Here is a 21,227-nt window from a genome sequence, read left to right as displayed (position 1 = left end):
TTTCTGAAAGAGGATATTCGGTGTGAAGGACAACGCCTTATTCCTGTCAGGTGACGTTACGTCCGCACCTGACCGGCAATTCGTGATCACCATAGGCAGTCATTCATTAATGCGATTGGATAAATTTCTTTCCCAGCAGTTGGGAATCAGCCGTTCTCTGATAGCACGCGAACTGCGTGCACAGCGTGTGACAGTAAACGGTGAGGTAGTAAAAAGCGGGGCATTCAAACTGTTGCCAGAGCATGAAGTGGCGTTCGACGGCAATGTGCTCGAGCAGCAGAATGGGCCGCGGTATTTCATGCTCAATAAACCGCAGGGTTATGTGTGCTCAACCGACGATCCTGACCACCCGACGATTTTGTATTTCATTGACGAACCCGTCGCGCACAAGTTGCATGCTGCCGGGCGGCTGGATATCGACACCAGCGGTTTAGTGCTGTTGACCGATGATGGACAGTGGTCACACCGCATTACCTCGCCAAAGCATCATTGTGAAAAAACCTATCTGGTGACGCTGGAGCAGCCACTGGCGGCAGATACGGCGGAAAAATTTCAGGCAGGTGTTCAACTGCATAATGAGAAGAACCTGACCCGACCGGCCACCCTGGAGGCCCTGTCTGAACATCAGGTCCGTCTGACTATCAGTGAAGGGCGTTACCATCAGGTGAAACGTATGTTTGCGGCGGTCGGCAATCACGTGGTGGCGCTGCATCGTGAACGTATTGGTGCCATTACATTGGATGACACGCTGGAGCCGGGTGAATACCGGCCGTTGACACAGGAAGAAGTCGACAGTTTCGGGCAGTAACCAACGCGTTATCGTTGGTCTGTCCTCATCAGGCTTGATGTGTGTGATCAGGCCTGACGTTTTTGCCCCGCTGCTGTGGCGGCGGGAACTGTTCTTCTGTCTGGAGAAATGTTTGTCGTGCAGCCACCCTCATCTTCGCGCGTCGGTCTGATTTTTATCCTGGGGTTGATATCGATGCTGATGCCTATCGCCATCGATATGTATCTGCCTGCCTTGCCCGTGATTGCAAAAGAATTTTCTGTTGATCCCGGCCGGGTGCAGATGACCCTCAGTTCGTATGTGCTCGGCTTTGCGATAGGGCAGGTGTTTTACGGCCCGATGTCGGACAGCATCGGTCGTAAACCGGTGCTTCTGGGTGGCGTACTGATTTTTACGTTGGCTGCCGCGGCTTGCGCACTGTCGCAAACGGTCGAACAACTGATTCATATGCGTTTTCTGCACGGTTTGTCCGCTGCTTCGGCCAGTGTGGTGATCAACGCGTTGCTGCGTGACCGATTCTCGAAAGATGAATTTTCGCGCATGATGTCATTTGTGATTCTGGTCATGACGGTCGCGCCACTGCTGGCACCGATTATCGGCGGCGCGTTGCTATTCTGGCTGAGCTGGCATGCCATTTTCTGGACGATTGCGGTGGCCTCGCTGGTGGCGACAGTCCTGGTATGGTTATGTGTGCATGAAACTTTGCCGGTAGAGCGGCGGCAGCGTTTTCGCCTGCGTACCACGCTGATGAATTTTTTCCAGTTGGTTCGCCATCGTCGCGTTTTCAGCTATATGTTCGCCAGTGGGTTGTCGTTTTCCGGCATGTTCGCTTTTCTCAGTGCCGGGCCGTTTGTCTACATCGACCTGAACGGGGTGTCACCTCAACATTTTGGCTACTACTTTGCGCTGAATATCGTGTTCCTGTTTCTGATGACATTGCTCAACAGCCGTATCGTGTCGCGCATGGGGGCGATGTTCATGTTCCGGCTGGGGTTGATCATCCAGTTTGTGATGGGAATATGGCTGGTAGCGGTTTGCAGTTTCCATCTGGGTTTTTTCCCGTTGGTACTGGGCGTGTCGGTGTTCGTGGGCTGTGTTGCTACCGTGGCGTCTAACGCCATGGCGGTGATCCTCGATGACTTCCCGCACATGGCCGGTACGGCGTCGTCACTGGCCGGGACGCTGCGTTTCGGGCTGGGGTCGCTGATGGGTACGGTGTTGTCACTGGCAACCGCTCAAAGCGCTTGGCCGATGGTGAGCGCCATGGCCGTGTGCTCTGTTGCTGCCCTCGGTTTATTTCTGTACGCCAGTCGGCGTTAATGCCACCTTTCTGTCTTTTTTCTGATAAGACTGCCAGCGCATGGCCGGCAGTTCACCCGCCTGTCGTTCCTGAATTGTGAAAATTTTGAACCAAAAGTGAACAACTAGAAGAAATGGGTTGAGATATTGGGAATAAAAGGTTACATATAGCGCAAAATCGATCAGGAACGTGATCTTGTTAACGTTTTGACCAGTGACCACATTGAGCGCTATGCGTCTGGGTTGGCCTCATTATGAAGATATGTTGATTTTTTGTATCTAAATCGTGGTAAAAGAAAGATGTCTGGCAAAAAAACCTATGAGTTTATGTTATAATTTTGTGAATTTATGGCTGCTTAGCTGAGGAAGACGCTGTGAATACTCTCCAACTTTCGGTAGTCCATCGCTTGCCGCAAAGTTATCGATGGTCATCGGGTTTTACTGGTGTCAAAGTTGAACCGATTCCGCTTTGCGGTCTGGATGACGACAGTTATCTGATTGGTTTTAAACTGCTCAGCCATGACGGCGACGAAGCCCGTCAGATCATGCGGCATCTCAACCAGTCGTTGGATGAGATCCAACTGCAATGTGCCGTGGTGGAGTGGGAAGGTGAGCCCTGCCTGTTTTTGTATCGTCAGGACGAGAGTGCGGCGATGTGTCGTTTGAAAGATGTGGGTGTGGCGATCGCCGAATCGGTCTGCGCACAATACCCGTTCTGAACTTGCAGCATCGGTATCGATGCTGCCTGATTTCTGTTTTCATGCCCGTCTGACCTGTACTTCTGAATCGTTGTCAGGCTGACAGCTGTAATAGCGCTCGGGTGTAATCCTGCTGCGGATGTTCAAAGATTTGTCGGCAGTCGCCTTGCTCGACCACCTCACCATGACGCAGCACGATGACCTGATGGCAAAGTGCGCGTACGACGTGCAAGTCATGGCTGATGAACAGGTAAGCGAGTTGGTGGGTCTGTTGCAGGGTTTTCAGCAGCGCCAGAATCTGTGCCTGAACCGTGCGATCGAGCGATGAGGTCGGCTCGTCGAGAATCAGCAATTCCGGTTGCAGTATCAAGGCCCGGGCGATAGCAATACGCTGACGCTGACCGCCGGAAAACTCTGATGGGTAGCGGTGACGGCTATCCGGATCCAACCCGACTTCCTGCATGGCCTGAATAACCCGCTGCGTCTGTTCTGTCGCGCTCAGTCGGTGATGGACCCGCAACCCTTCCGCGATAATTTGCTCCACATTCAACCGAGGGTTCAATGAGCCGTTGGGATCCTGAAAAACGACCTGAATGCGGCGACGAAACGGCAGCATTTGCTTGCGGTTAAATTGATGCAACGGCTGGCCATCAAACCAGATCTCGCCCTGACTGCGCAGTAACCGCAGCAATGCCAGCCCGGTCGTGCTTTTCCCTGACCCCGACTCACCCACCAGCCCGAGGCTTTCGCCACGGCGCAGACAGAAGCTAAGCGCCTGTAGTACCGACTTTTCCCCCACCGTGCGGCGTAGCAAACCGCGTCTGATAGGGAAGTTGACACCCAGCCCCCGGACATCCAGCAAGGCCGACGTATCTGAGGTGAGCGGTAAGGCTTCCCCGGTTGGCTCGGCATCCAGCAATTGTCGGGTATAAGGATGTTGTGGCGTACTGAACAGCGCAGGAGTTCGGTTCTGCTCGACGCAGCGCCCTGCCTGCATGACAGCAACCCGGTCAGCCAGCCGACGCACAATATTCAGGTTGTGGGTAATAAACAGCAGGCTCATGTTCAGTTCCTGCTTGAGTTCATTGAGCAGGTCCAGAATTTGCGCCTGTACGGTGACATCCAGCGCAGTGGTCGGTTCATCCGCAATCAACAGGCGGGGTTGTGTCAGTAATGCCATGGCAATCATCACCCGCTGGCGCTCACCACCGGAAAGCTGGTGAGGGAAATCTGCCAGCCGTCGCGCCGCCTGGCGAATGCCAACACGTTCAAGACAACGGATGATTTCGTCACGGGCGGCGTCACGACGCATGCCCCGGTGCAGTGAGAGCACCTCCGCCAGCTGTTTTTCAATGGTGTGTAGCGGGTTAAGCGACACCATCGGTTCCTGAAAGATCATGGCAATCTGGTTACCGCGTACCTGGCGCAGTTGCTGTTCACTGGCGTGTAGCAACGATTCACCGGCAAACAGAATATCGCCCTGAGGGTAGACCACAGGCGGCGACGGTAACAGGCGCAACACCGATAACGCGGTGATGCTTTTGCCGGAGCCGGATTCCCCCACCAGCGCCAGCGTTTCTCCGGCAGCAATACTCAGTGAGACATTTTCGACCACACACCGTTGCTGATCGCCGCTGCGAAACGCGATACTCAGGTCACGAATGTCAAGTAAAGGTTGTTCGGACATATCAATGCGCCTTGCTCGGGTCAAAGGCGTCGCGAACGGCTTCGCCGATAAAAATAAGCAGTGACAGCACTACCGCCAGCACGATGAAGACGGTGATGCCAAGCCACGGTGCCTGTAGGTTGTTTTTCCCTTCCAGCAATAAACCGCCGAGTGACGCCGAGCCCATCGGTAAACCGAACCCCAGAAAATCGAGTGAGGTCAGGGTGGTGATAGAACCACACAAAATAAACGGCAGGTAGGTGAGGGTAGCGACCATCGCGTTGGGCAGCATGCAGCGGAACATAATGGAGCGATCGCTAACGCCCATGGCCTGTGCGGCGCGGATATAGTCGAAATTGCGGGTGCGCAGAAATTCTGCTCGCACCACACCGACCAGCGCCATCCAGCCAAACAGCACCGTGATGCCCAGCAGCCACCAGAAGTTTGGCTGAATCACGCTGGAGAGCAGGATAATCAGGAATAGCGTCGGCATACCGGACCAGACCTCGATAACGCGCTGCCCCCACAAGTCGATACGCCCGCCGTAATACCCCTGGCAGGCACCGACCACGATGCCAATCAGGCTGGACAGCAGCGTCAACGCCAGCCCAAACAGAATGGAAATACGAAAGCCATACAGGATCTGCGACAGCACATCACGCCCCTGACTGTCCGTACCGAGCCAATTCTGGCCCGAGGGCGGCGAGGGGAACGCATGCTGGGTAGCATAATTGATGGTGTCGTAATGATAGTGAATCGGTGGCCACACCACCCAACCGCCTTGTTCCAGTCGCTTCGCCAACCAAGGGTCGCGGTAATCGGCCGCTGTCGCCAGTTGGCCACCGAACGTGGTTTCACTGTAATCCACGATAAACGGCGTGTACCACTGTCCGTTGTAATGCACCAATAACGGCTTATCGTTAGCGATTAACTCCGAACAGAGCGTCACCAAAAACAGCACCAGAAAAACCCATAACGACCAGTAACCACGGCGATTAGCGCGAAAACGCGCCCAGCGCGCCTGATTAATCGGGCTTAGACGACTCATTGGCGCTCCTCGAAGTCGATACGCGGGTCAACCAGCGTATAGGTCATGTCGCTGAGAATATTCAGCAACAGGCCGATGAGAGTAAAAATGTACAAGGTGCCGAACATCACCGGGTAATCGCGCTGCAAGGTGGCGTCGTACCCCAATAGACCGAGGCCATTAAGGGAAAACATCACCTCGATCAGCAGGGAACCGGTAAAGAACATGCTGATGAACGTGGCGGGAAAACCGGCTATGACCAGCAGCATGGCGTTACGAAATACGTGACGGTAGAGGATCTGTTTCTCTTCCAGGCCTTTGGCGCGTGCGGTGATCACGTACTGTTTGCGGATTTCGTCCAGAAATGAGTTCTTGGTTAGCATGGTCAGCGTAGCGAAGCCGCCGATCACGGTCGCCAGCACCGGTAACGTAATGTGCCACAGGTAATCGATGACCTTGTCGAACGCGGAGAGGCTATCAAAATGCGGGGATACCAGACCGCGTAGCGGGAACCAGTCGAGATAACTGCCACCCGCAAACACGACAATCAGCAAAATAGCGAACAGAAACGCGGGAATGGCGTAACCGATAATAATCAGCGTACTACTCCAGACGTCAAACGCCGAGCCATTACGCACCGCCTTGTTAATACCCAGAGGAATCGATACCAGATAGATAATCAGCGTGCTCCATAACCCAAGGGATATCGAAACCGGCATGCTCTCTTTAATCAATGCAATTACGGACGAACCGCGAAACAGGCTGTTGCCGAAGTCAAAACGGACATAATCCCACAACAGTTTGAGGTAACGTTCATGCAGCGGTTTATCAAACCCATAGCGTTTGGTGATTTCAGCGATCACTTCCGGGTCCAGACCACGGGCACCCCGATAGGTGTTTTCCACCGAGGGTTTGCCCCCCGGGCCACGAGCCAGCCCACCGCCGTCGCTGCTACCCATGCTAAAACCCGTGCCCTGACCCATTTCAATGGACGCAATGGCCTGATCAACCGGGCCGCCCGGCGCGATTTGCACAATAAAAAAGTTGATGGTGATGATGGCCCACAGCGTGGGGATCACCAGCAGTAATCGGCGTAACAGGTAAGTTCCCACATCGGCTCCTTATCGACGCGCTGCCGGCAGGGTGGCGGCTTTACTGGCGTCATACCACCAACTGTCGATACCCAGCGAATAGGCCGGGCGGGTTGCCGGCATGGCGAATTTGTTCCAGTAGGCGAAACGGTCGTGGTTGGAATACCACATCGGGATAGCAAACTGATTCCAGGTGAGTACCCGGTCCAACGCCGGGCCCAATGACAGCAGCGCGGCTTTATCACCTTGATGACTGACAATGTTATCAATCAACTGATCGATAGCCGTATCTTGTACACCCGGCGAATTGTAGGAAGAGTTGATGTAGGCGGAGCTCCAACTGATCGCCAGATCGGAGCTGGGGTAGGGCATCGCCGGATACAGTTTCGGGATCATGTCGAAGTCGCGCTTGCGAAACCGATTATTGAATTGTGGGCTGTCGACGCTGCGTACTTCCATACGGATGCCGAGCCGAGCCAGATTATGTTGGAACGGCAACACATAGATAGCGTTTGAGGCACTCGGTAGCAATAATTCGAAACGAAAAGGCTGGCCGGTGTTCTTATTGACCAGCACCTGATTTTTCAATTCCCAACCCGCTTGCTGCAACAGGTGTAATGCCTTGAGCAGACCCGCGCGATCATAGCCACTGCCATCGGATTCCTCCGGGCGGTATGCCGGGCCGAAAACCTCGGCGGGAAGACGGTCTTTCAGCGGTGTCAGCCAGGCCAGCTCGGCAGCGGATGGCATGCCCTGCGCGGCGTACTCGGTGTTCTGGAAAAAGCTGTAAGGGCGTTGGTAGCTACTAAAAAACAGAGCCTTGTTCATCCAGTTAAAGTCAAAGGCGAGGGCCAGTGCCTGACGTACCCGGCGATCGCTAAACTGTGGGCGTTGGATGTTAAACACCAGCCAGCGGGTATCTTGCGCCGCCTGATTAGTTTCATCTTTCTTCAGAATATAACCCCGTGCGAAGTTACCGCCTTCGTACTGGGTTGCCCAGTGCTTCGGTGAGCCTTCGATGCGTAGATCGAAGGCACCCGCCTTGAAGGCTTCCAACGCGACGCTGTCATCCAGGTAGTAGTCGTAACGCAGCTGGTTAAAGTTGTAGCGACCCCGGTTGACCGGCAGGTCAGAAGCCCAGTAGTCGGTTACGCGTGAATAAATCACGTATTGCCCCATGCGGTAATCGGTGATGCGATAAGGACCACTGGCTAACGGTGGGGTGCTTAATGGGTCGCTGAGTTTGTGATCGCGCCAGAATTTTTCCGGCATAACCGGTAGCGTTAGCATCCCCAGCATTTTCTCTTTGTCAGGCTCTGGGAAGGTAAAACGCACCCGGTGTGGGTTAATCACACTGGCTTCGGCACCTTTGTAGTAAAGACGAAACTGCGGCACACCCTGCGTCATAAACATCGTGAACGTGAATGCCACATCAGAGGCGGTAATCGGCGAGCCGTCATGAAAACGGGCGGCCGGGTTCATGTCTATTTCTATCCAGCTGTAGTCGCTGGCATAGCGGGCGTTAAGCGCAATCAGCGGGTAATAACTGCCCGGCTCGTCTTCCGAACTGACGTAGAGCGAATCGTAAAGGCTTTCAGTACGAGCCGCAGCCAGGCCACGCAACGCAAAACGGTTAAAATTATCGAAGGTACCCAGCGCGCTGTACGTTACATTGCCGCCTTTGGGGGCCGCCGGGTTGGTATAATCGTAGTGGGTGAACCCCTGTGAGTACTTAGGCTCGCCCAGGGTGGCGAACGCGTAGGTCTGCAATGTCGTGGGAGCGGCATAGGCCAGCCAGGTGCAGGTGGACAGTAAGGCGACGATAATCGCACGTGTAAACATCGAAAGGGCTGACTCCTGATAACCTCATGTTTCTTCCGTATGAAAGTAGACCAAACGGAGAAAAAGCCTGAAATTCCTGGCAATCGCGATGCCGGACGCTATGGCGTTCTGTTTTACCACGAAATAACACGTCGAACCTACTGTTAATCAACCCGGATGATGATCGGGAGGCAACAGACAGGTAATAAAAAAAACGCCGCTGTTTGGCAGGCGGCGTTTTCTGGTTGTCTGGACGACATCAAAGGAAAAGTAAATCAGCTGTGTGACGCTTGTGCCAGTACCCGGCGAGCTTCACGGTAGCGAGGCTTCCAGTAGCTGTCATCCATGCTGGATATCGTCACACCAATACTGGTGGAAGCATGAACGAACTGCTGGTTACCAAGGTAGATACCCATGTGACGGCCGGTTGAGCCCGCATGAAATACAACCAAATCACCGGGACGCAGCTTACTGCGCTGAATTTGAACACCGATGTCTTGTTGCTCATAGCTAGAGCGCGGCAAGTCTATACCAAACTGTTCGCGGAAAGTGCGCTGAACGAAACTGGAGCAATCGATGCCTTTACGGCTGTCGCCCCCGAGACGATAGCGTACGCCTTTCCAACTGGCGTATTGTTCAAGCAACTTGGATTTGACTTCCACGTTGCGAACCATCGCTTCGAATTCATCCTGAGAGGCTTGTAGTGAAGGGTCACCACCGTTAACCACACGCCTATCAGTTTGATTATTAACATTTGCATTGTTGCTGGTACAGGCAGAAAGCGCTATCGCTACTGCCACGGCAGGTAACACCCGCCAGATATATCTCAGAGTCGGTTGAGATTTGACCATTGTTGTTATGTTCCCTTGATGTCCTTAACGATTAAATCGCTATGCTGTGTTTATAAACACTGTTATCTATGCCAAACAAAACGAGTGTCAGACTAAAGCACTACTTTTCATGGGACAATTATTCGTCTGTTAATTTGTGCAACACCGCACACTATTATTGGTGTTGCAACATCTATTTAACTGGCCGGATGTCTGCCCATGAATCCTGGACCTCGACGACCATACCTTAACGAAAAACAGATTGCGAGTTTTTTTGTCTTTTTTGTTTATATGATTTCGTGATGAAATATCCCACGTCAGCCCGATAAAACACTGCGATAGGCGTACAGAACGAGAAATAAAAGAGAGTATGGTGTTCTGACAGATATCCCTACTGCCATTTCATGTCGGCCCACTTAACGTTGGCACGACGCGCTACCGGTTGTGCTTACCTCTCTGCTTACCTCTCGCGGCAATCTAACAGCTGTTTTTGCAGCGTGTTCCATTCCGCTTCTGAGTCATTAATGATTTCGATACGGCTGTCTGGCGGTGACGCTGGCTGTGTTTCAATGCGCAGGTCGAATCCCTGACGATTGACCACCAACGTACCTTCCGCAATACGCATCACACCTTTAACACGGCTTACCGGTGCCAACCGCACCCAGTCGAGCAGGCGAGCGGTGTTGAATTGGGTCTCGCCATCAAAAATCCAGCCGCAGGCGTAATACCCCTGGCCCTGATTCAGCGCACGACGCCAGCGTTCATGACCCGTCAGTTTGAGTGCCGCCAGCCCGGTTTTCGCCGGTGCATCGTGATGGTGGTGGCGGGCATCCGGCAGTGCGGTGTGATTGTCCCGCGGTAGATCTAATGCGGCGGTATCGACCTGACCCTGAGACGCTGTTAGCAGTCGACGCCCCTGGCCCTGCTGTTGATGCCAGTGTTGTAGCGCATCGCGGTCGCTCTGTTGCCAGGTGTCTTCTTTATTAGCGATGATGACATCCGCAGCGGCAAGCTGATCGCGAAAGTTTTCATTGTCGGTATAACGGCTGTCGCCGAGCTGGCGTGGATCCAGTAAACACAAGGTGGCCTGTAGCTGGAGCCATGACTGGTAGGCTTCAGAGGTCAGCAGTGTCAGAATTTGCTTCGGGTGACCCAGGCCGGTAGGTTCAATCAGTAACCGATGTGGTTTTTTCTGCAACAGCATGTTGAGCCCGACCTGCATCGGCAGGCCGTTGACACAGCACATGCAACCGCCAGGGATCTCTTTGAGCAGTGCGCCCGTGTCGCTTAACAGCGCGCCATCGATACCGATTTCACCAAACTCATTTACCAGCACCGCCCAGGTTTCGCCTTCGGGTTTATGAGAGAGCAGATGCCTGATGGTGGTGGTTTTGCCGCTACCGAGGAAGCCGGTAATCAGGTTTACTTTCGTCAACACAGGAGTCTCCTTGCGTGTGCGGGAAGCGTCTGACATGGCCTGTCAGACGCGGGGAAGGGCTTGGTTTGGCTAACTCATTCAGTCCGCACGACCCATATAGCGGCGCTCAGGGATGTGAATACGGATTTTTTCACCTGCACTCAGGTATTCCGGTACCTGAATCACCAGACCAGTAGTCAGTGTGGCCGGTTTGTTGCGGGCGCTGGCTGAAGCCCCTTTGATGCCCGGTGCGGTTTCGACAATTTCCAGATCGACAGTCTGCGGCAGTTCCAGCGCCAGCAACTGACCCTCCATCGTCAATACCTGAATACCTGGCATACCGCCTTCCGGGATAAACAGCAGTTCGTCTTCGATCTGCTCTTTTTTGAAGGTATACGGCGTGTAATCTTCCTCGTCCATAAAGATGTATTCGTCGCCATCAATATAAGAGAAGGTGACAGAGCGACGGGTCAGGGTGATGGTGTCCAGAATGTCATCACCTTTGAAGCGCTCTTCTACTTTCAGTCCGGTGCGAACGTCAGCGAAACGCATTTTGTACAGTGTGCTGGCACCACGGGCGCTGGGGCTTTGGATATCAATGTCTTTTACCAGCAGCAGTTTACCGTTGTAGTTAACGGCCATGCCGCGTTTGATCTCATTCGCTCTTGCCATGAAATGTACCTTAAATAAAGAAGAGAAATTTTTGTGGCGACACGTTACTCGTCAGGATGGGTTCAGGCAAGAGGGATTTGTGGCTGTTTGGCACCAGACAAACTACCTGAGGGATAAACACCGCAGAAATGAAAACGATGCTAAACCGACCGCGAATGGCACGGATAGCACGAGTAGAGAGTAGTAGCCTTGCGGCCGCCAGCCTGTTAGGCTCTGCGGCCAGCACTAGCGAGGGGAATCCCCGGAGGTCACTGATGGAATGTCGTTCTGATTGTGGTGCTTGCTGTACCGCACCGTCTATCTCCAGCCCGATCCCCGGCATGCCGCAGGGAAAACCCGCTAATACGCCCTGTATTCATCTTGATGAGCGTATGCGTTGTGGCCTGTTCTTTTCGCCCTTACGTCCGGCGGTGTGTCGTGGGTTGCAACCCAGTTGTGACATGTGCCGCAACAGCCGTGATGAGGCGATGCAGTACCTTATCGAACTGGAAGATGCCACTGCGCCCTGAGCGCACCAAACGCCTGTGCATCCATCCTCTATATACTAAACAGCGCTGTCTCAAACGTCGCGGATGCGCCACATGCAGGCGGCAGCACCCGCCAGCATCGCGATAGCGATGACAAAACCGGCATGATAACTCCAGACTTCGGCCACCACCCCAGCCAGTGAGCCGGAAATGATCCAGCCAACTCGGGTGGTATTAGTAAATAGCGTTGTGGCGGCACCGGCCTGACCCGGCATCAGATCCTGAAAATACAGCATGCCCATTCCGGCCAGAATACCGATGAAAATCGCATTCAGCAGTTGCAGCGCCAGCAATGCCCAGTCATTGTTCAGCAATGTCAGACCGGTATAGAAAACCAACCCGGCTATCACCGCTAAACGCATCAGCAGGCGTTTTCCCAATCGACTGGCCAGATACCCTGCCAGCAGCATCACCGGAATTTCCAGCCCGGCGGCGGTCCCCATCATCACCCCGGCTAGTTTCTCCGGTAACTGTAATTCATGCACCAGATATAACGGCATATTGATCAGATAAATACCGTTGCAGGTCCACATCAGGGTACAGGCACTAAACAGTAATAGCGTATCGCGCCGGTTTTGCCGCGGCGATTCCAGCGTAGCGGCGGACTTAACCCGGGTCTTCGGCATCGAGGGCAATAACAGCCATACCAACACCCCGCATAACACGAACACCGCGGCTGCCGTCAGGTACATCACCGGGAACCCGAATCCCAACACTAACGCGAAAGCCACCGGCGGCCCGATGACCCATGACAGTGAAATCTGCGCTCGCATCACGGAGCTGAACATGGCCGCGCCCCGGCCGGTGCGATCAGCGTGTTCCCTTGCCAGCGCAAACAGCTGTGGGTTAGCGGTGGAACCAAAGCTCGACAGCAAGACGCCGATGAACAGCAAAACAAAGTAGTTGCGGTTCCAGGCATACAGCAGGCAGGAAAGCGCACCCAGCAGGCAGCATTGTAGGATCAGTGTTTTACGGTCGCCCTGGCGATCGGAATAGGTTGCTAAAACCTGGCTGACGACGATGCCTATCACCGCGCTGCCGGTATAAAACAGCCCCACCATAACGGGGCGGACCTGGACTTCTGTGGACAAAAACAGGCTCAGGGTGGGGAGTTGCAGCGCACCGGCAATCCCGGTCAGGAAGGCAATCATCAGAAATGCCGAGGATGTCAGGTCGGGCAGACGTCGGGCTACACGGGTGGAAGAAAATGTCATGCTGAATTCAGGTCAAAAAAAGAACAGGAGGAAAACTGAACGCGCTATCTTACGCTGATAGGGTAGAAACGAAAGCCCGTTTCAACTTTTTTTCTTCAGCACCTATTCAGCACAAGTGTGACAAGCTGTTAATGCGCACTGAATTTTCGGGTGAAAATGTGCGTGACCTCTAAGATCTGTCATTTCATCCATGCAGAATGCTTGCATAGCCATAATGAAAAACGCAAAATTTTTGAAACGTTTCAGCGAGGTTTTGCTGAAATTACCCTGAGCGAGTCAGCAAATTATTTCTCATAAAAGCTGAAACGATTCAAGTTCAGCAAGAGAGGAGCATTATGTTTCAGTTGTCACAGCACGACATTCATTTAGGTGCTTCCGCCGGTACGAAAGAGGAGGCCATCCGTCAGGTGGCCGCCGCTCTGACCGAAGCGGGTTGCGTGAGCGAAGGCTATGTCGCGGGGATGCTGCAGCGTGAGCAGCAGACATCGACCTATCTTGGCAGTGGTATCGCCATCCCGCATGGCACGACCGATACGCGAGATCTGGTGAAGAAAACCGGTGTTCAGGTATTCCAGTTCCCGCAGGGCATTGCGTGGGGGGAAGACCAGACCGCGTATGTGGTGCTGGGCATCGCTGCCCGTTCTGACGAACACCTGGCGCTGTTACGTCAACTGACCCATGTGCTGAGCGATGACCGCATTGCGGCCCGTTTGGCCAGTACCACCTCCGCTGACGAACTGCGTGGGTTGCTGATGGGTGAACAACTGGCAGGTGCGTTCCGCTTTGATACGTCGCTGATTAACCTGAATGTGGCGACGGATAACCTGATGACCCTGCAGGCGCTGAACGCTGGTCGTTTGCAGCAGATTGGCGCAGTTGACGCCAGTTTCGTCAGCCATGTTGTCGCCACTAAACCGACCCATCTGGGGCAGGGTATTTGGCTGAGCGATAGTCTGAACGGCAACCTGGTGAGCGCGCTGGCGGTAAGTCGTCCAGCCCAGCCATTCGCACTCGACGGTGAAACCGTTGCACTGTTGCTGACCGTATCGGCTGCCGACGAGCAAGTATTTGCATCGCTGGATTATCTCAGCACGTTGTTGATTGCCGGTAAAGCTGACAGCCTGCTGTCTGCTGACGAAACCACATTGTTGGCGTTGCTGACCAGTGACGAGGCAACTGAAGGTGAAGCCGAGAGCGACGCTCTGGAAGCCGAATTTACTGTCCGCAATGAGCATGGTCTGCATGCCCGTCCCGGCGCGATGCTGGTCAACGTGATTAAACAGTTCTCCAGCGAGATAACGGTGACGAATCTTGACGGCACCGGTAAACCCGCCAACGGCCGCAGTCTGATGAAAGTGGTAGCGCTGGGGGTTAAGAGCGGTCACCGTCTGCGCTTTACCGCCCGTGGCGAAGATGCTGAAGTGGCGCTGAAAGCGATTGGCGAGGCCATTCAGTCTGGTCTTGGGGAGGGCGCAGCATGAGCAGACGCGTTGCCACCATTACCCTGAATCCCGCCTATGATTTAGTAGGGTATTGCCCGGAGATCGAACGGGGTGAAGTGAATCTGGTCCAGACTACGGGGCTGCATGCCGCAGGTAAAGGCATCAACGTTGCCAAGGTACTCAAAGACCTCGGCATTGATGTCACCGTCGGTGGGTTCCTGGGCAAAGACAATCAGGACGGCTTTCAACAGCTGTTCAGCGAGTTGGGCATCGCCAACCGTTTCCAGGTGGTGTCGGGGCGTACCCGTATTAATGTCAAACTCACCGAGCAGAATGGTGATGTGACCGATCTGAATTTCTCCGGTTTTGAAGTGACCCAGCAAGACTGGCAGCGTTTCGTGAACGATTCGCTGAGCTGGCTGGGGCAGTTTGACATGGTGGCTGTCAGTGGCAGCCTGCCGAGTGGTGTTGACCCGGATGCGTTTACCGACTGGATGTCGCGTCTGCGTAGCCAGTGTCCGTGCATTATTTTCGACAGCAGCCGCGAAGCGCTGGTAGCAGGCCTGAAAGCCTCGCCGTGGTTGGTGAAACCCAACCGCCGTGAGCTGGAAATTTGGGCCGGGCGTAAATTACCTACGCTGGCGGATGTGGTAGATGCAGCGCATGCGTTGCGTGAACAGGGTATTGCTCATGTCGTGATTTCGCTAGGAGCGGAAGGCGCGCTGTGGGTCAATGCGTCCGGTGCCTGGCGTGCAATGCCGCCAGCCTGTGAAGTGATCAGTACGGTAGGTGCGGGTGACTCCATGGTGGGGGGATTGATTTATGGCTTATTGATGCGTGAGTCCAGTGAACATACGTTGCGTCTGGCCACTGCGGTGGCAGCGCTGGCCGTTAGCCAGAGTAACGTTGGCATTAGCGATCGTCCGCAGCTGGCTGCGATGATGGCGCGTGTTGATCTACAACCCTTTAATTGACAGCAGGAGATAAACAATGAAAACGCTGCTGATACTCGATAAATCACTGGGACTGGCGAAAAGCCGTCTGGTGAAGAATTTGCTCGGTGCTGCCGCAGCTAACGCAGGACTTACCCTCACTGAGCAACTTGCTGATGCGGAGCTGGCGATCGTGCTGGGTGCTTCCGTACAGGCAGACAGTGGATTGAATGGCAAGAGCGTGTTTGCCGGGGATGTGGAGTTGGCATTGAGTCAGCCTGCTCAGTTCCTGGAAAAAGCGAAAGCTGAGGCGAAGCCGTATCAGGCTCCGGCAGCGGCAGCTCCAGCGGCTGCGCCGACTGCGGCCAAGCGTATTGTGGCGGTGACAGCCTGCCCGACTGGGGTGGCTCACACCTTCATGGCGGCTGAAGCAATTGAAAGTGAAGCGAAAAAACGTGGCTGGTGGGTGAAAGTGGAAACCCGCGGCTCCGTAGGTGCCGGTAACCCGATTAGCCAGGAAGAAGTTGAACAGGCGGATTTGGTTATCGTGGCGGCGGACATTGAAGTTGATCTTAGCAAGTTCGCCGGTAAAAAAATGTATCGCACCTCGACAGGTCTGGCATTGAAGAAGACGGCGCAAGAGTTTGATAAAGCGCAGTCTGAAGCGGTGGTCTTCCAGCCTTCTGCCCAAAGTGGTGCAGCGGCGGCTGACTCGGCCAAAAAAGGCGGCGCAGGTCCGTATCGTCACCTGCTGACCGGCGTGTCCTACATGTTGCCGATGGTGGTGGCAGGTGGTCTGTGTATTGCCTTGTCATTCGTGTTCGGGATTACCGCGTTCAAGGAAGAAGGGACGCTGGCAGCAGCGCTGATGAAGATCGGTGGCGGCTCTGCGTTTGCACTGATGGTGCCGGTATTGGCAGGTTACATTGCGTTCTCCATTGCTGACCGTCCGGGTCTGACTCCGGGTCTGGTTGGCGGTATGCTGGCTGTCAGCACCGGTGCAGGTTTCCTTGGTGGTATCATCGCCGGGTTCCTGGCAGGTTATCTGGCGCGTGCCATCAGCAACCATGTGACGTTGCCACAGAGTATGTCGGCGCTAAAACCGATTTTGATTATTCCGCTATTCGCGACGCTGATAACCGGCCTTATCATGATTTACGTGGTCGGTACCCCGGTTGCGAAAATCCTGACTGGCTTGACTGGCTGGCTGCAATCCATGGGTACGGCGAATGCGGTCATTCTGGGTGCCATTCTGGGCGGCATGATGTGTACCGATATGGGTGGCCCGGTAAACAAAGTGGCCTACGTGTTTGGTACCACGCTGCTCAGTAGCCAGGTGTATGCGCCAATGGCTGCTGTTATGGCTGCCGGTATGGTGCCACCGCTGGCGATGGGTCTGGCGACATTCATTGCTGCCAGGAAATTCACGGCTGGCGAACGTGAAGGGGGTAAAGCGGCGGTGGTGCTGGGACTGTGCTTCATCTCCGAAGGGGCCATTCCTTACGCTGCTCGTGACCCGATGCGTGTACTGCCGTGCTGTATCCTGGGTGGTGCGTTAACAGGTGCCATTTCTATGGCGATTGGCGCTAAGCTGATGGCTCCGCACGGTGGTCTGTTCGTCCTGCTGATTCCAGGTGCGATCACACCAGTTCTGGGCTACCTGCTTTCCATCGTGGCGGGTACGGTTGTGGCTGGCGTGCTGTACGCTGTGCTGAAACGTCCGGAAGAGCAACTGGCTAAAGCCTGACACGTCATGACAATGCAGTGATAAAAACGCCGGTGCGATGTACCGGCGTTTTTTTTACGTTTTTTTCCGCGAGTTTACGCTTTTCCCGCAAGAGAGTTCACTCAACAGCGGTATGATTTCGTCATGCTATGCTCGCTGAAAAGGAGAATGCCATGCCGCGTCATCATGCCAGCCGGGGGATTTTGGTGCTGGAGTCGCCCTGGGAGCTGGATGCGCTGGATGCCAACCGCTCATCCGTCGTGCCGTTTATTGAGGGTATTGCCAAGGTCGCCGGTGACACCGAGGTGTATTGCGCTAATTTCTACGACAAGGCCAGTTTTCGCACCGCACTACAGTGTTTGTGCAAAATCCCCTTCAAAAACATCATTATTTATGTCGCCGCGCACGGTCAGGGGAAAAGAGTAGGAGGCACGCACATTCGGGATGTGCTGCTACCTATCGGCGAGTTGTCGCATCAGTTCAATATTACCGGGTTGCTGCTCGGTGCCTGTTTTGTGGGCGCACATACCGAGTTAATCGAAACCTTTACTCGTGGCAACCCGTTACGCTGGTGTGCCGGGTATGCCTGTGAAACCGAATGGCTCACTGGTACGTTGATCGACTGCGCTATCATCAATCAGATGCTGTCGGTAAAGAAGAACGCCTTCGCTTATCGCGATACGATCATTGATAATCTGGCGCTGGCGATTTCGCCCTTTCACGATAAATACGCTATCGGGCGTGATGAGCAGGGAAGAGCGATGCAACTGCGTGATGCATTTCAGTGCGTTGTGCAGCCTGATGGGCAGGGCCATAAACCGCGCACGGTATCAAACCGAATATTCGAGCGGGCGGCGCAACTCCGGCGGGAGGAAACGGCCTGATTACGCCGTGTAGCGGCCAGTACTGGCCGCGATTTCTGTGTTAGCAGACGAGGTTAACCGGCGACTGTTGTGATTTGAGCCAGGCGATTTCCTGCGGCCAGATATCTGGATTGATGGTTTCCAGAATCAGTGGAATGCCGTCAAAGCGCGAGTCGCGCATAATATAGCTGAACACGGTTTTACCGATGTTGCCTTCGCCCAGACTGTGGTGACGATCCACCCGACTATTAAACTCGCTTTTCGCGTCATTCAGGTGCATACCGCGCAAATAGCCGAAACCGACGATACGCTCCAGTTCAGCAAAGGTCCGCTCGCAGTCAGCCTCGGTGCGCAGGTCATAACCGCCCGCGAACGCATGGCAGGTATCGATACAGACGCCGACCCGACTTTTGTCTTCCACCTGACTGATGATTTCTGCCAGATGTTCAAACCGAAACCCCAGGTTGCTACCCTGACCGGCGGTGTTTTCTATCACTGCGGTGACGCCGCTGGTTGCTTCCAGCGCCAGATTGATGGACTGGGCGATGCGGCGCAGGCAGGTGCTTTCGTCTATCTGACGCAGGTGGCTACCGGGATGAAAATTCAGTAATGTCAGCCCCAGTTGCTGGCAACGCGTCATTTCGTCGATAAATGCCGCCTGCGATTTGCGTAAAGCCTCGTCATCCGGATGACCCAGATTGATCAGATAGCTGTCGTGCGGCAGTATCTGCGCCGGGGTAAATTGATACCGGGCACAGGTAGCCTGAAAACGGTCAATCACCTCCGCCGTTAATGGCGCAGCCTGCCACTGGCGCTGGTTTTTGGTAAACAGCGCGAATGCGGTGGCACCGATGTCGTGGGCGCGGGCAACCGCCTGATCCACACCACCCGATGCGCTGACGTGGGCTCCGACATATTTCATGGTTTTCTCCTTTTTATGCCCGCGCATTATGACATTACCGCGTCACGGTCTGTAGCCCTGTTTCACCCAGACGTTATTTCATCCTGGGGACCGATTCAGGCGAAAAGATGCTGTATCGCCAGATTGATAGCCGCACCGCCTCCCACCAGCCAGATAAACAGCACTGCCGCCAGCAGTAAGGGTTTGACCCCTGCCTGTCGCAGCGTGCTCAGGCGGGTGGCTATCCCCAGCGCTACCATTGCCATGGTCAACAGCACGTTATCGAGTTGCGTGATCAGCGCGACCCAACGAGCGGGCAGCCAGTTCAGCGAATTAAAGCCACACATCAATACGAAGCCCAGCGCAAACCACGGATAACCGGTGGTAGCGGATGTCGCGGTCTGGTGGGCAGGCTGACGCTGTTTGACCCACAAGCCAAGCAGGAACAGGAACGGTGCCAGCATCATGACGCGTAACATTTTACCGATGACCGCCGTATTCTCCGTCTCCGGGCTGATAGCGTGACCTGCGGCGACCACTTGCGCCACTTCATGCACGGTGGAACCGAGGTAGAGTCCGAAAGTCTGCGGGGTAAATAACCAGCCGCTATACTGGATAAAATGTTGGTACATCCAGGGGTAAAGAAACATGGCGGTGGTACCGAACAGGACGACGGTGGATACCGCAACCGCGACTTTATCGGCGGTACTTTTCAGTACCGGGGCGGTGGCCAGTACCGCGGCGGCGCCGCAAATACTGCTGCCAGCGCCAATCAGCAACGCGGTATGTCCGTCCAGTTGAAACCAGCGCCGCCCCAGCCAATAGGCGAGCAACAAGGTAGAGGTCAGCGTCAGCACATCGATAACCAGGCCAGCGCTACCGACGGCGGTGAGTTGCTGGAAGCTCAGCCGAAAGCCGTACAGGATGATGCCCCAGCGCAGCAGGTAATGCCGGGACCACTGAACACCAGCATCACACCAGGGTTGCAGGTGCGAATAAGCCGTATTGCCCAGTACCATGCCAACCAGTATCGCTAATGTCAGGGAACCGAGCCCCAATCCGGCAATGGCTGGCAGGCCGGATAACCATAAGATGCCACGGGTCAGCAGGCCAATCAGGATGATGCCAGTCAACAGATGGCCCACCGAGGATAAAGGGGAAAGTCGTTGTACCCTGGAAGAAAATGAAAACATAGCCATACCCGCTATCAATGTGAGGTTGAGGGCACAGCCTATGATCAGCGCGCTTAAAATAGAAATTGATTATATATTTATAACCTATAGATATTTACGATAAGAGCCCCTATGCACATTACGTTACGTCAACTGGAAGTGTTTACCGAAGTCCTGAAAAGTGGTTCAACCACACAGGCATCGGTGGTGTTGTCGCTGTCACAATCCGCCGTCAGCGCGGCGTTGGCTGATCTCGAAAGCCAACTGGGGGTACAGCTGTTTGATCGTGTGGGTAAACGGCTGGTGGTTAATGAACACGGTCGCCTGTTGTACCCTAAAGCGTTGGCCTTGCTGGACCAGTCGGCGGAAATTGAACAGCTTTTCCGGCGTGATAACGGCGCGCTGCGCATTTATGCCAGCAGTACCATCGGTAATTATCTGATGCCGGCGATGATTGCCCGCTATCGTCAGGATTTCCCTGCCATCCCACTGGAGCTGTATGTGGGGAATACCCAGGATGTGGTCAACGCGGTGTCTGAGTTTCGGGTTGATTTGGGGCTGATAGAAGGGCCGTGTCATCACCCGGATTTGGTCACCCAACCCTGGCGGGAAGATGAACTGGTGGTGTTTTGCGCCCCCGGCAATCCGCTGATTGACCATGATTTTTCGTTACAGACGCTGGCGGATGCGCCGTGGATCCTGCGTGAGCACGGGTCAGGCACCCGTGAAGTGCTGGATCATTTGCTGCTGGCTCGTCTGCCGCATTTCCGGCTGGTGATGGAGCTTGGTAATTCAGAGGCCATCAAACACGCGGTGCGACATGGCATTGGGATCAGTTGCCTGTCGCGTCATGTGATAGCTGAGCAGCTCGCTACCGGGGTGTTGGTGGAGTTACCGGTACCGTTACCGAAACTAAGCCGCACGTTATACCTGGTACACCATCGCCAAAAGCACTTATCGGGCGTACTGCAATGCTTCCTGGAATATTGTCGGGGAGAGGAACGCCCCTAACAGCCCGGCAACATCAACGTTACAAATCTGGCGTGTGTTCCAGAGGGATTACTTATGATACCGGGTGAGTTATGAAGGTCTCTTATAATCCGCGCTATGCGCTATTCAGCAGGTAGCAGATTGCCTACAAT

19 protein-coding genes are annotated in these 21,227 nt (G+C 54.5%); 9 read left to right on the top strand and 10 right to left on the bottom strand.

Features of this window, described 5'->3' with window-relative positions; genetic code table 11:
• Positions 1–109: 109 nt before the first annotated feature.
• The 3 genes from rsuA (at position 110) to FAZ14_RS14215 (ending at position 2,805) form a co-directional block, all read left to right on the top strand.
• Positions 110–808 (top strand): 16S rRNA pseudouridine(516) synthase RsuA, encoded by a 699-nt coding sequence (gene rsuA, locus FAZ14_RS14225; protein WP_029456483.1) that lies wholly within the window; start codon positions 110–112, stop codon positions 806–808.
• 108 nt (positions 809–916) lie between these two features.
• Positions 917–2,107 carry a Bcr/CflA family multidrug efflux MFS transporter gene (locus tag FAZ14_RS14220; RefSeq protein ID WP_153508734.1) on the top strand — a complete coding sequence of 397 codons (1,191 nt, stop codon included), beginning with the start codon at positions 917–919 and terminating at the stop codon, positions 2,105–2,107.
• A gap of 353 nt (positions 2,108–2,460) precedes the next feature.
• Positions 2,461–2,805, top strand: a complete 345-nt coding sequence (locus tag FAZ14_RS14215) for a YejG family protein (protein ID WP_012885040.1) — start codon at positions 2,461–2,463, stop codon at positions 2,803–2,805.
• A gap of 73 nt (positions 2,806–2,878) precedes the next feature.
• Here the strand turns inward: FAZ14_RS14215 and yejF are convergent, their stop codons facing one another.
• From yejF to yeiP, 7 genes are all read right to left on the bottom strand, one after another.
• Positions 2,879–4,471 (bottom strand): microcin C ABC transporter ATP-binding protein YejF, encoded by a 1,593-nt coding sequence (gene yejF / locus FAZ14_RS14210; RefSeq protein WP_016942538.1) that lies wholly within the window; start codon positions 4,469–4,471, stop codon positions 2,879–2,881.
• A gap of 1 nt (position 4,472) precedes the next feature.
• Positions 4,473–5,498, bottom strand: a complete 1,026-nt coding sequence (locus FAZ14_RS14205; protein ID WP_016942537.1) for an ABC transporter permease — start codon at positions 5,496–5,498, stop codon at positions 4,473–4,475.
• Positions 5,495–6,589 (bottom strand): microcin C ABC transporter permease YejB, encoded by a 1,095-nt coding sequence (locus FAZ14_RS14200; protein WP_016942536.1) that lies wholly within the window; start codon positions 6,587–6,589, stop codon positions 5,495–5,497. Before FAZ14_RS14200 ends, FAZ14_RS14205 begins: the two co-directional genes overlap by 4 nt.
• Positions 6,590–6,598: 9 nt before the next feature.
• A complete protein-coding gene (locus tag FAZ14_RS14195) occupies positions 6,599–8,410 on the bottom strand; it encodes an extracellular solute-binding protein (RefSeq protein ID WP_153508733.1) in 1,812 nt (603 codons plus the stop codon).
• 254 nt (positions 8,411–8,664) lie between these two features.
• A complete protein-coding gene (gene mepS / locus FAZ14_RS14190; RefSeq protein WP_016942534.1) occupies positions 8,665–9,240 on the bottom strand; it encodes a bifunctional murein DD-endopeptidase/murein LD-carboxypeptidase in 576 nt (191 codons plus the stop codon).
• 439 nt (positions 9,241–9,679) lie between these two features.
• Entirely contained in the window at positions 9,680–10,657 is a 978-nt protein-coding gene (locus tag FAZ14_RS14185; protein ID WP_153508732.1) for a CobW family GTP-binding protein, read from the bottom strand.
• Positions 10,658–10,735: 78 nt separating this feature from the next.
• On the bottom strand, positions 10,736–11,308 hold the full coding sequence (gene yeiP / locus FAZ14_RS14180) for an elongation factor P-like protein YeiP (protein WP_016942532.1): 573 nt from the start codon (positions 11,306–11,308) through the stop codon (positions 10,736–10,738).
• 254 nt (positions 11,309–11,562) lie between these two features.
• Between yeiP and FAZ14_RS14175 the strand changes: the two genes are divergently transcribed.
• Entirely contained in the window at positions 11,563–11,817 is a 255-nt protein-coding gene (locus FAZ14_RS14175) for a YkgJ family cysteine cluster protein (protein WP_153508731.1), read from the top strand.
• 50 nt (positions 11,818–11,867) lie between these two features.
• Here the strand turns inward: FAZ14_RS14175 and FAZ14_RS14170 are convergent, their stop codons facing one another.
• Positions 11,868–13,049, bottom strand: coding sequence for a sugar efflux transporter (locus tag FAZ14_RS14170; protein WP_153508730.1), 1,182 nt, complete (start codon positions 13,047–13,049; stop codon positions 11,868–11,870).
• A 335-nt stretch (positions 13,050–13,384) separates the two neighbouring features.
• On the opposite strand from FAZ14_RS14170, the gene fruB reads away from it, so the two are divergent.
• From fruB to FAZ14_RS14150, 4 genes are all read left to right on the top strand, one after another.
• Positions 13,385–14,530 (top strand): fused PTS fructose transporter subunit IIA/HPr protein, encoded by a 1,146-nt coding sequence (fruB, locus tag FAZ14_RS14165; protein WP_016942528.1) that lies wholly within the window; start codon positions 13,385–13,387, stop codon positions 14,528–14,530.
• The gene (fruK, locus tag FAZ14_RS14160) at positions 14,527–15,465 is read left to right on the top strand and encodes a 1-phosphofructokinase (protein WP_016942527.1); all 939 of its coding nucleotides are present in this window, start codon (positions 14,527–14,529) and stop codon (positions 15,463–15,465) included. The genes fruB and fruK overlap by 4 nt, the downstream gene beginning before the upstream one ends.
• A 16-nt stretch (positions 15,466–15,481) precedes the next feature.
• The gene (gene fruA, locus FAZ14_RS14155) at positions 15,482–17,170 is read left to right on the top strand and encodes a PTS fructose transporter subunit IIBC (RefSeq protein WP_153508729.1); all 1,689 of its coding nucleotides are present in this window, start codon (positions 15,482–15,484) and stop codon (positions 17,168–17,170) included.
• 152 nt (positions 17,171–17,322) lie between these two features.
• On the top strand, positions 17,323–18,033 hold the full coding sequence (locus FAZ14_RS14150) for a hypothetical protein (RefSeq protein WP_016942525.1): 711 nt from the start codon (positions 17,323–17,325) through the stop codon (positions 18,031–18,033).
• Positions 18,034–18,073: 40 nt separating this feature from the next.
• Here the strand turns inward: FAZ14_RS14150 and nfo are convergent, their stop codons facing one another.
• Positions 18,074–18,934, bottom strand: coding sequence for a deoxyribonuclease IV (nfo, locus tag FAZ14_RS14145; protein ID WP_153508728.1), 861 nt, complete (start codon positions 18,932–18,934; stop codon positions 18,074–18,076).
• Between the two features lie 95 nt (positions 18,935–19,029).
• The gene (locus FAZ14_RS14140) at positions 19,030–20,112 is read right to left on the bottom strand and encodes a YeiH family protein (protein ID WP_016942523.1); all 1,083 of its coding nucleotides are present in this window, start codon (positions 20,110–20,112) and stop codon (positions 19,030–19,032) included.
• A gap of 105 nt (positions 20,113–20,217) precedes the next feature.
• Here FAZ14_RS14140 and yieE point away from each other — a divergent pair, with 105 nt between their 5' ends.
• Positions 20,218–21,096, top strand: a complete 879-nt coding sequence (gene yieE, locus FAZ14_RS14135; protein ID WP_016942522.1) for a DNA-binding transcriptional regulator YeiE — start codon at positions 20,218–20,220, stop codon at positions 21,094–21,096.
• Positions 21,097–21,227: the final 131 nt, after the last annotated feature.

Source organism: Dickeya oryzae (genome assembly GCF_009372235.1).
Lineage (GTDB): Bacteria > Pseudomonadota > Gammaproteobacteria > Enterobacterales > Enterobacteriaceae > Dickeya > Dickeya oryzae.
The sequence above is the reverse complement of the archived record's forward strand: the minus strand, read 5'-3'. Positions and strand labels throughout refer to the sequence as shown.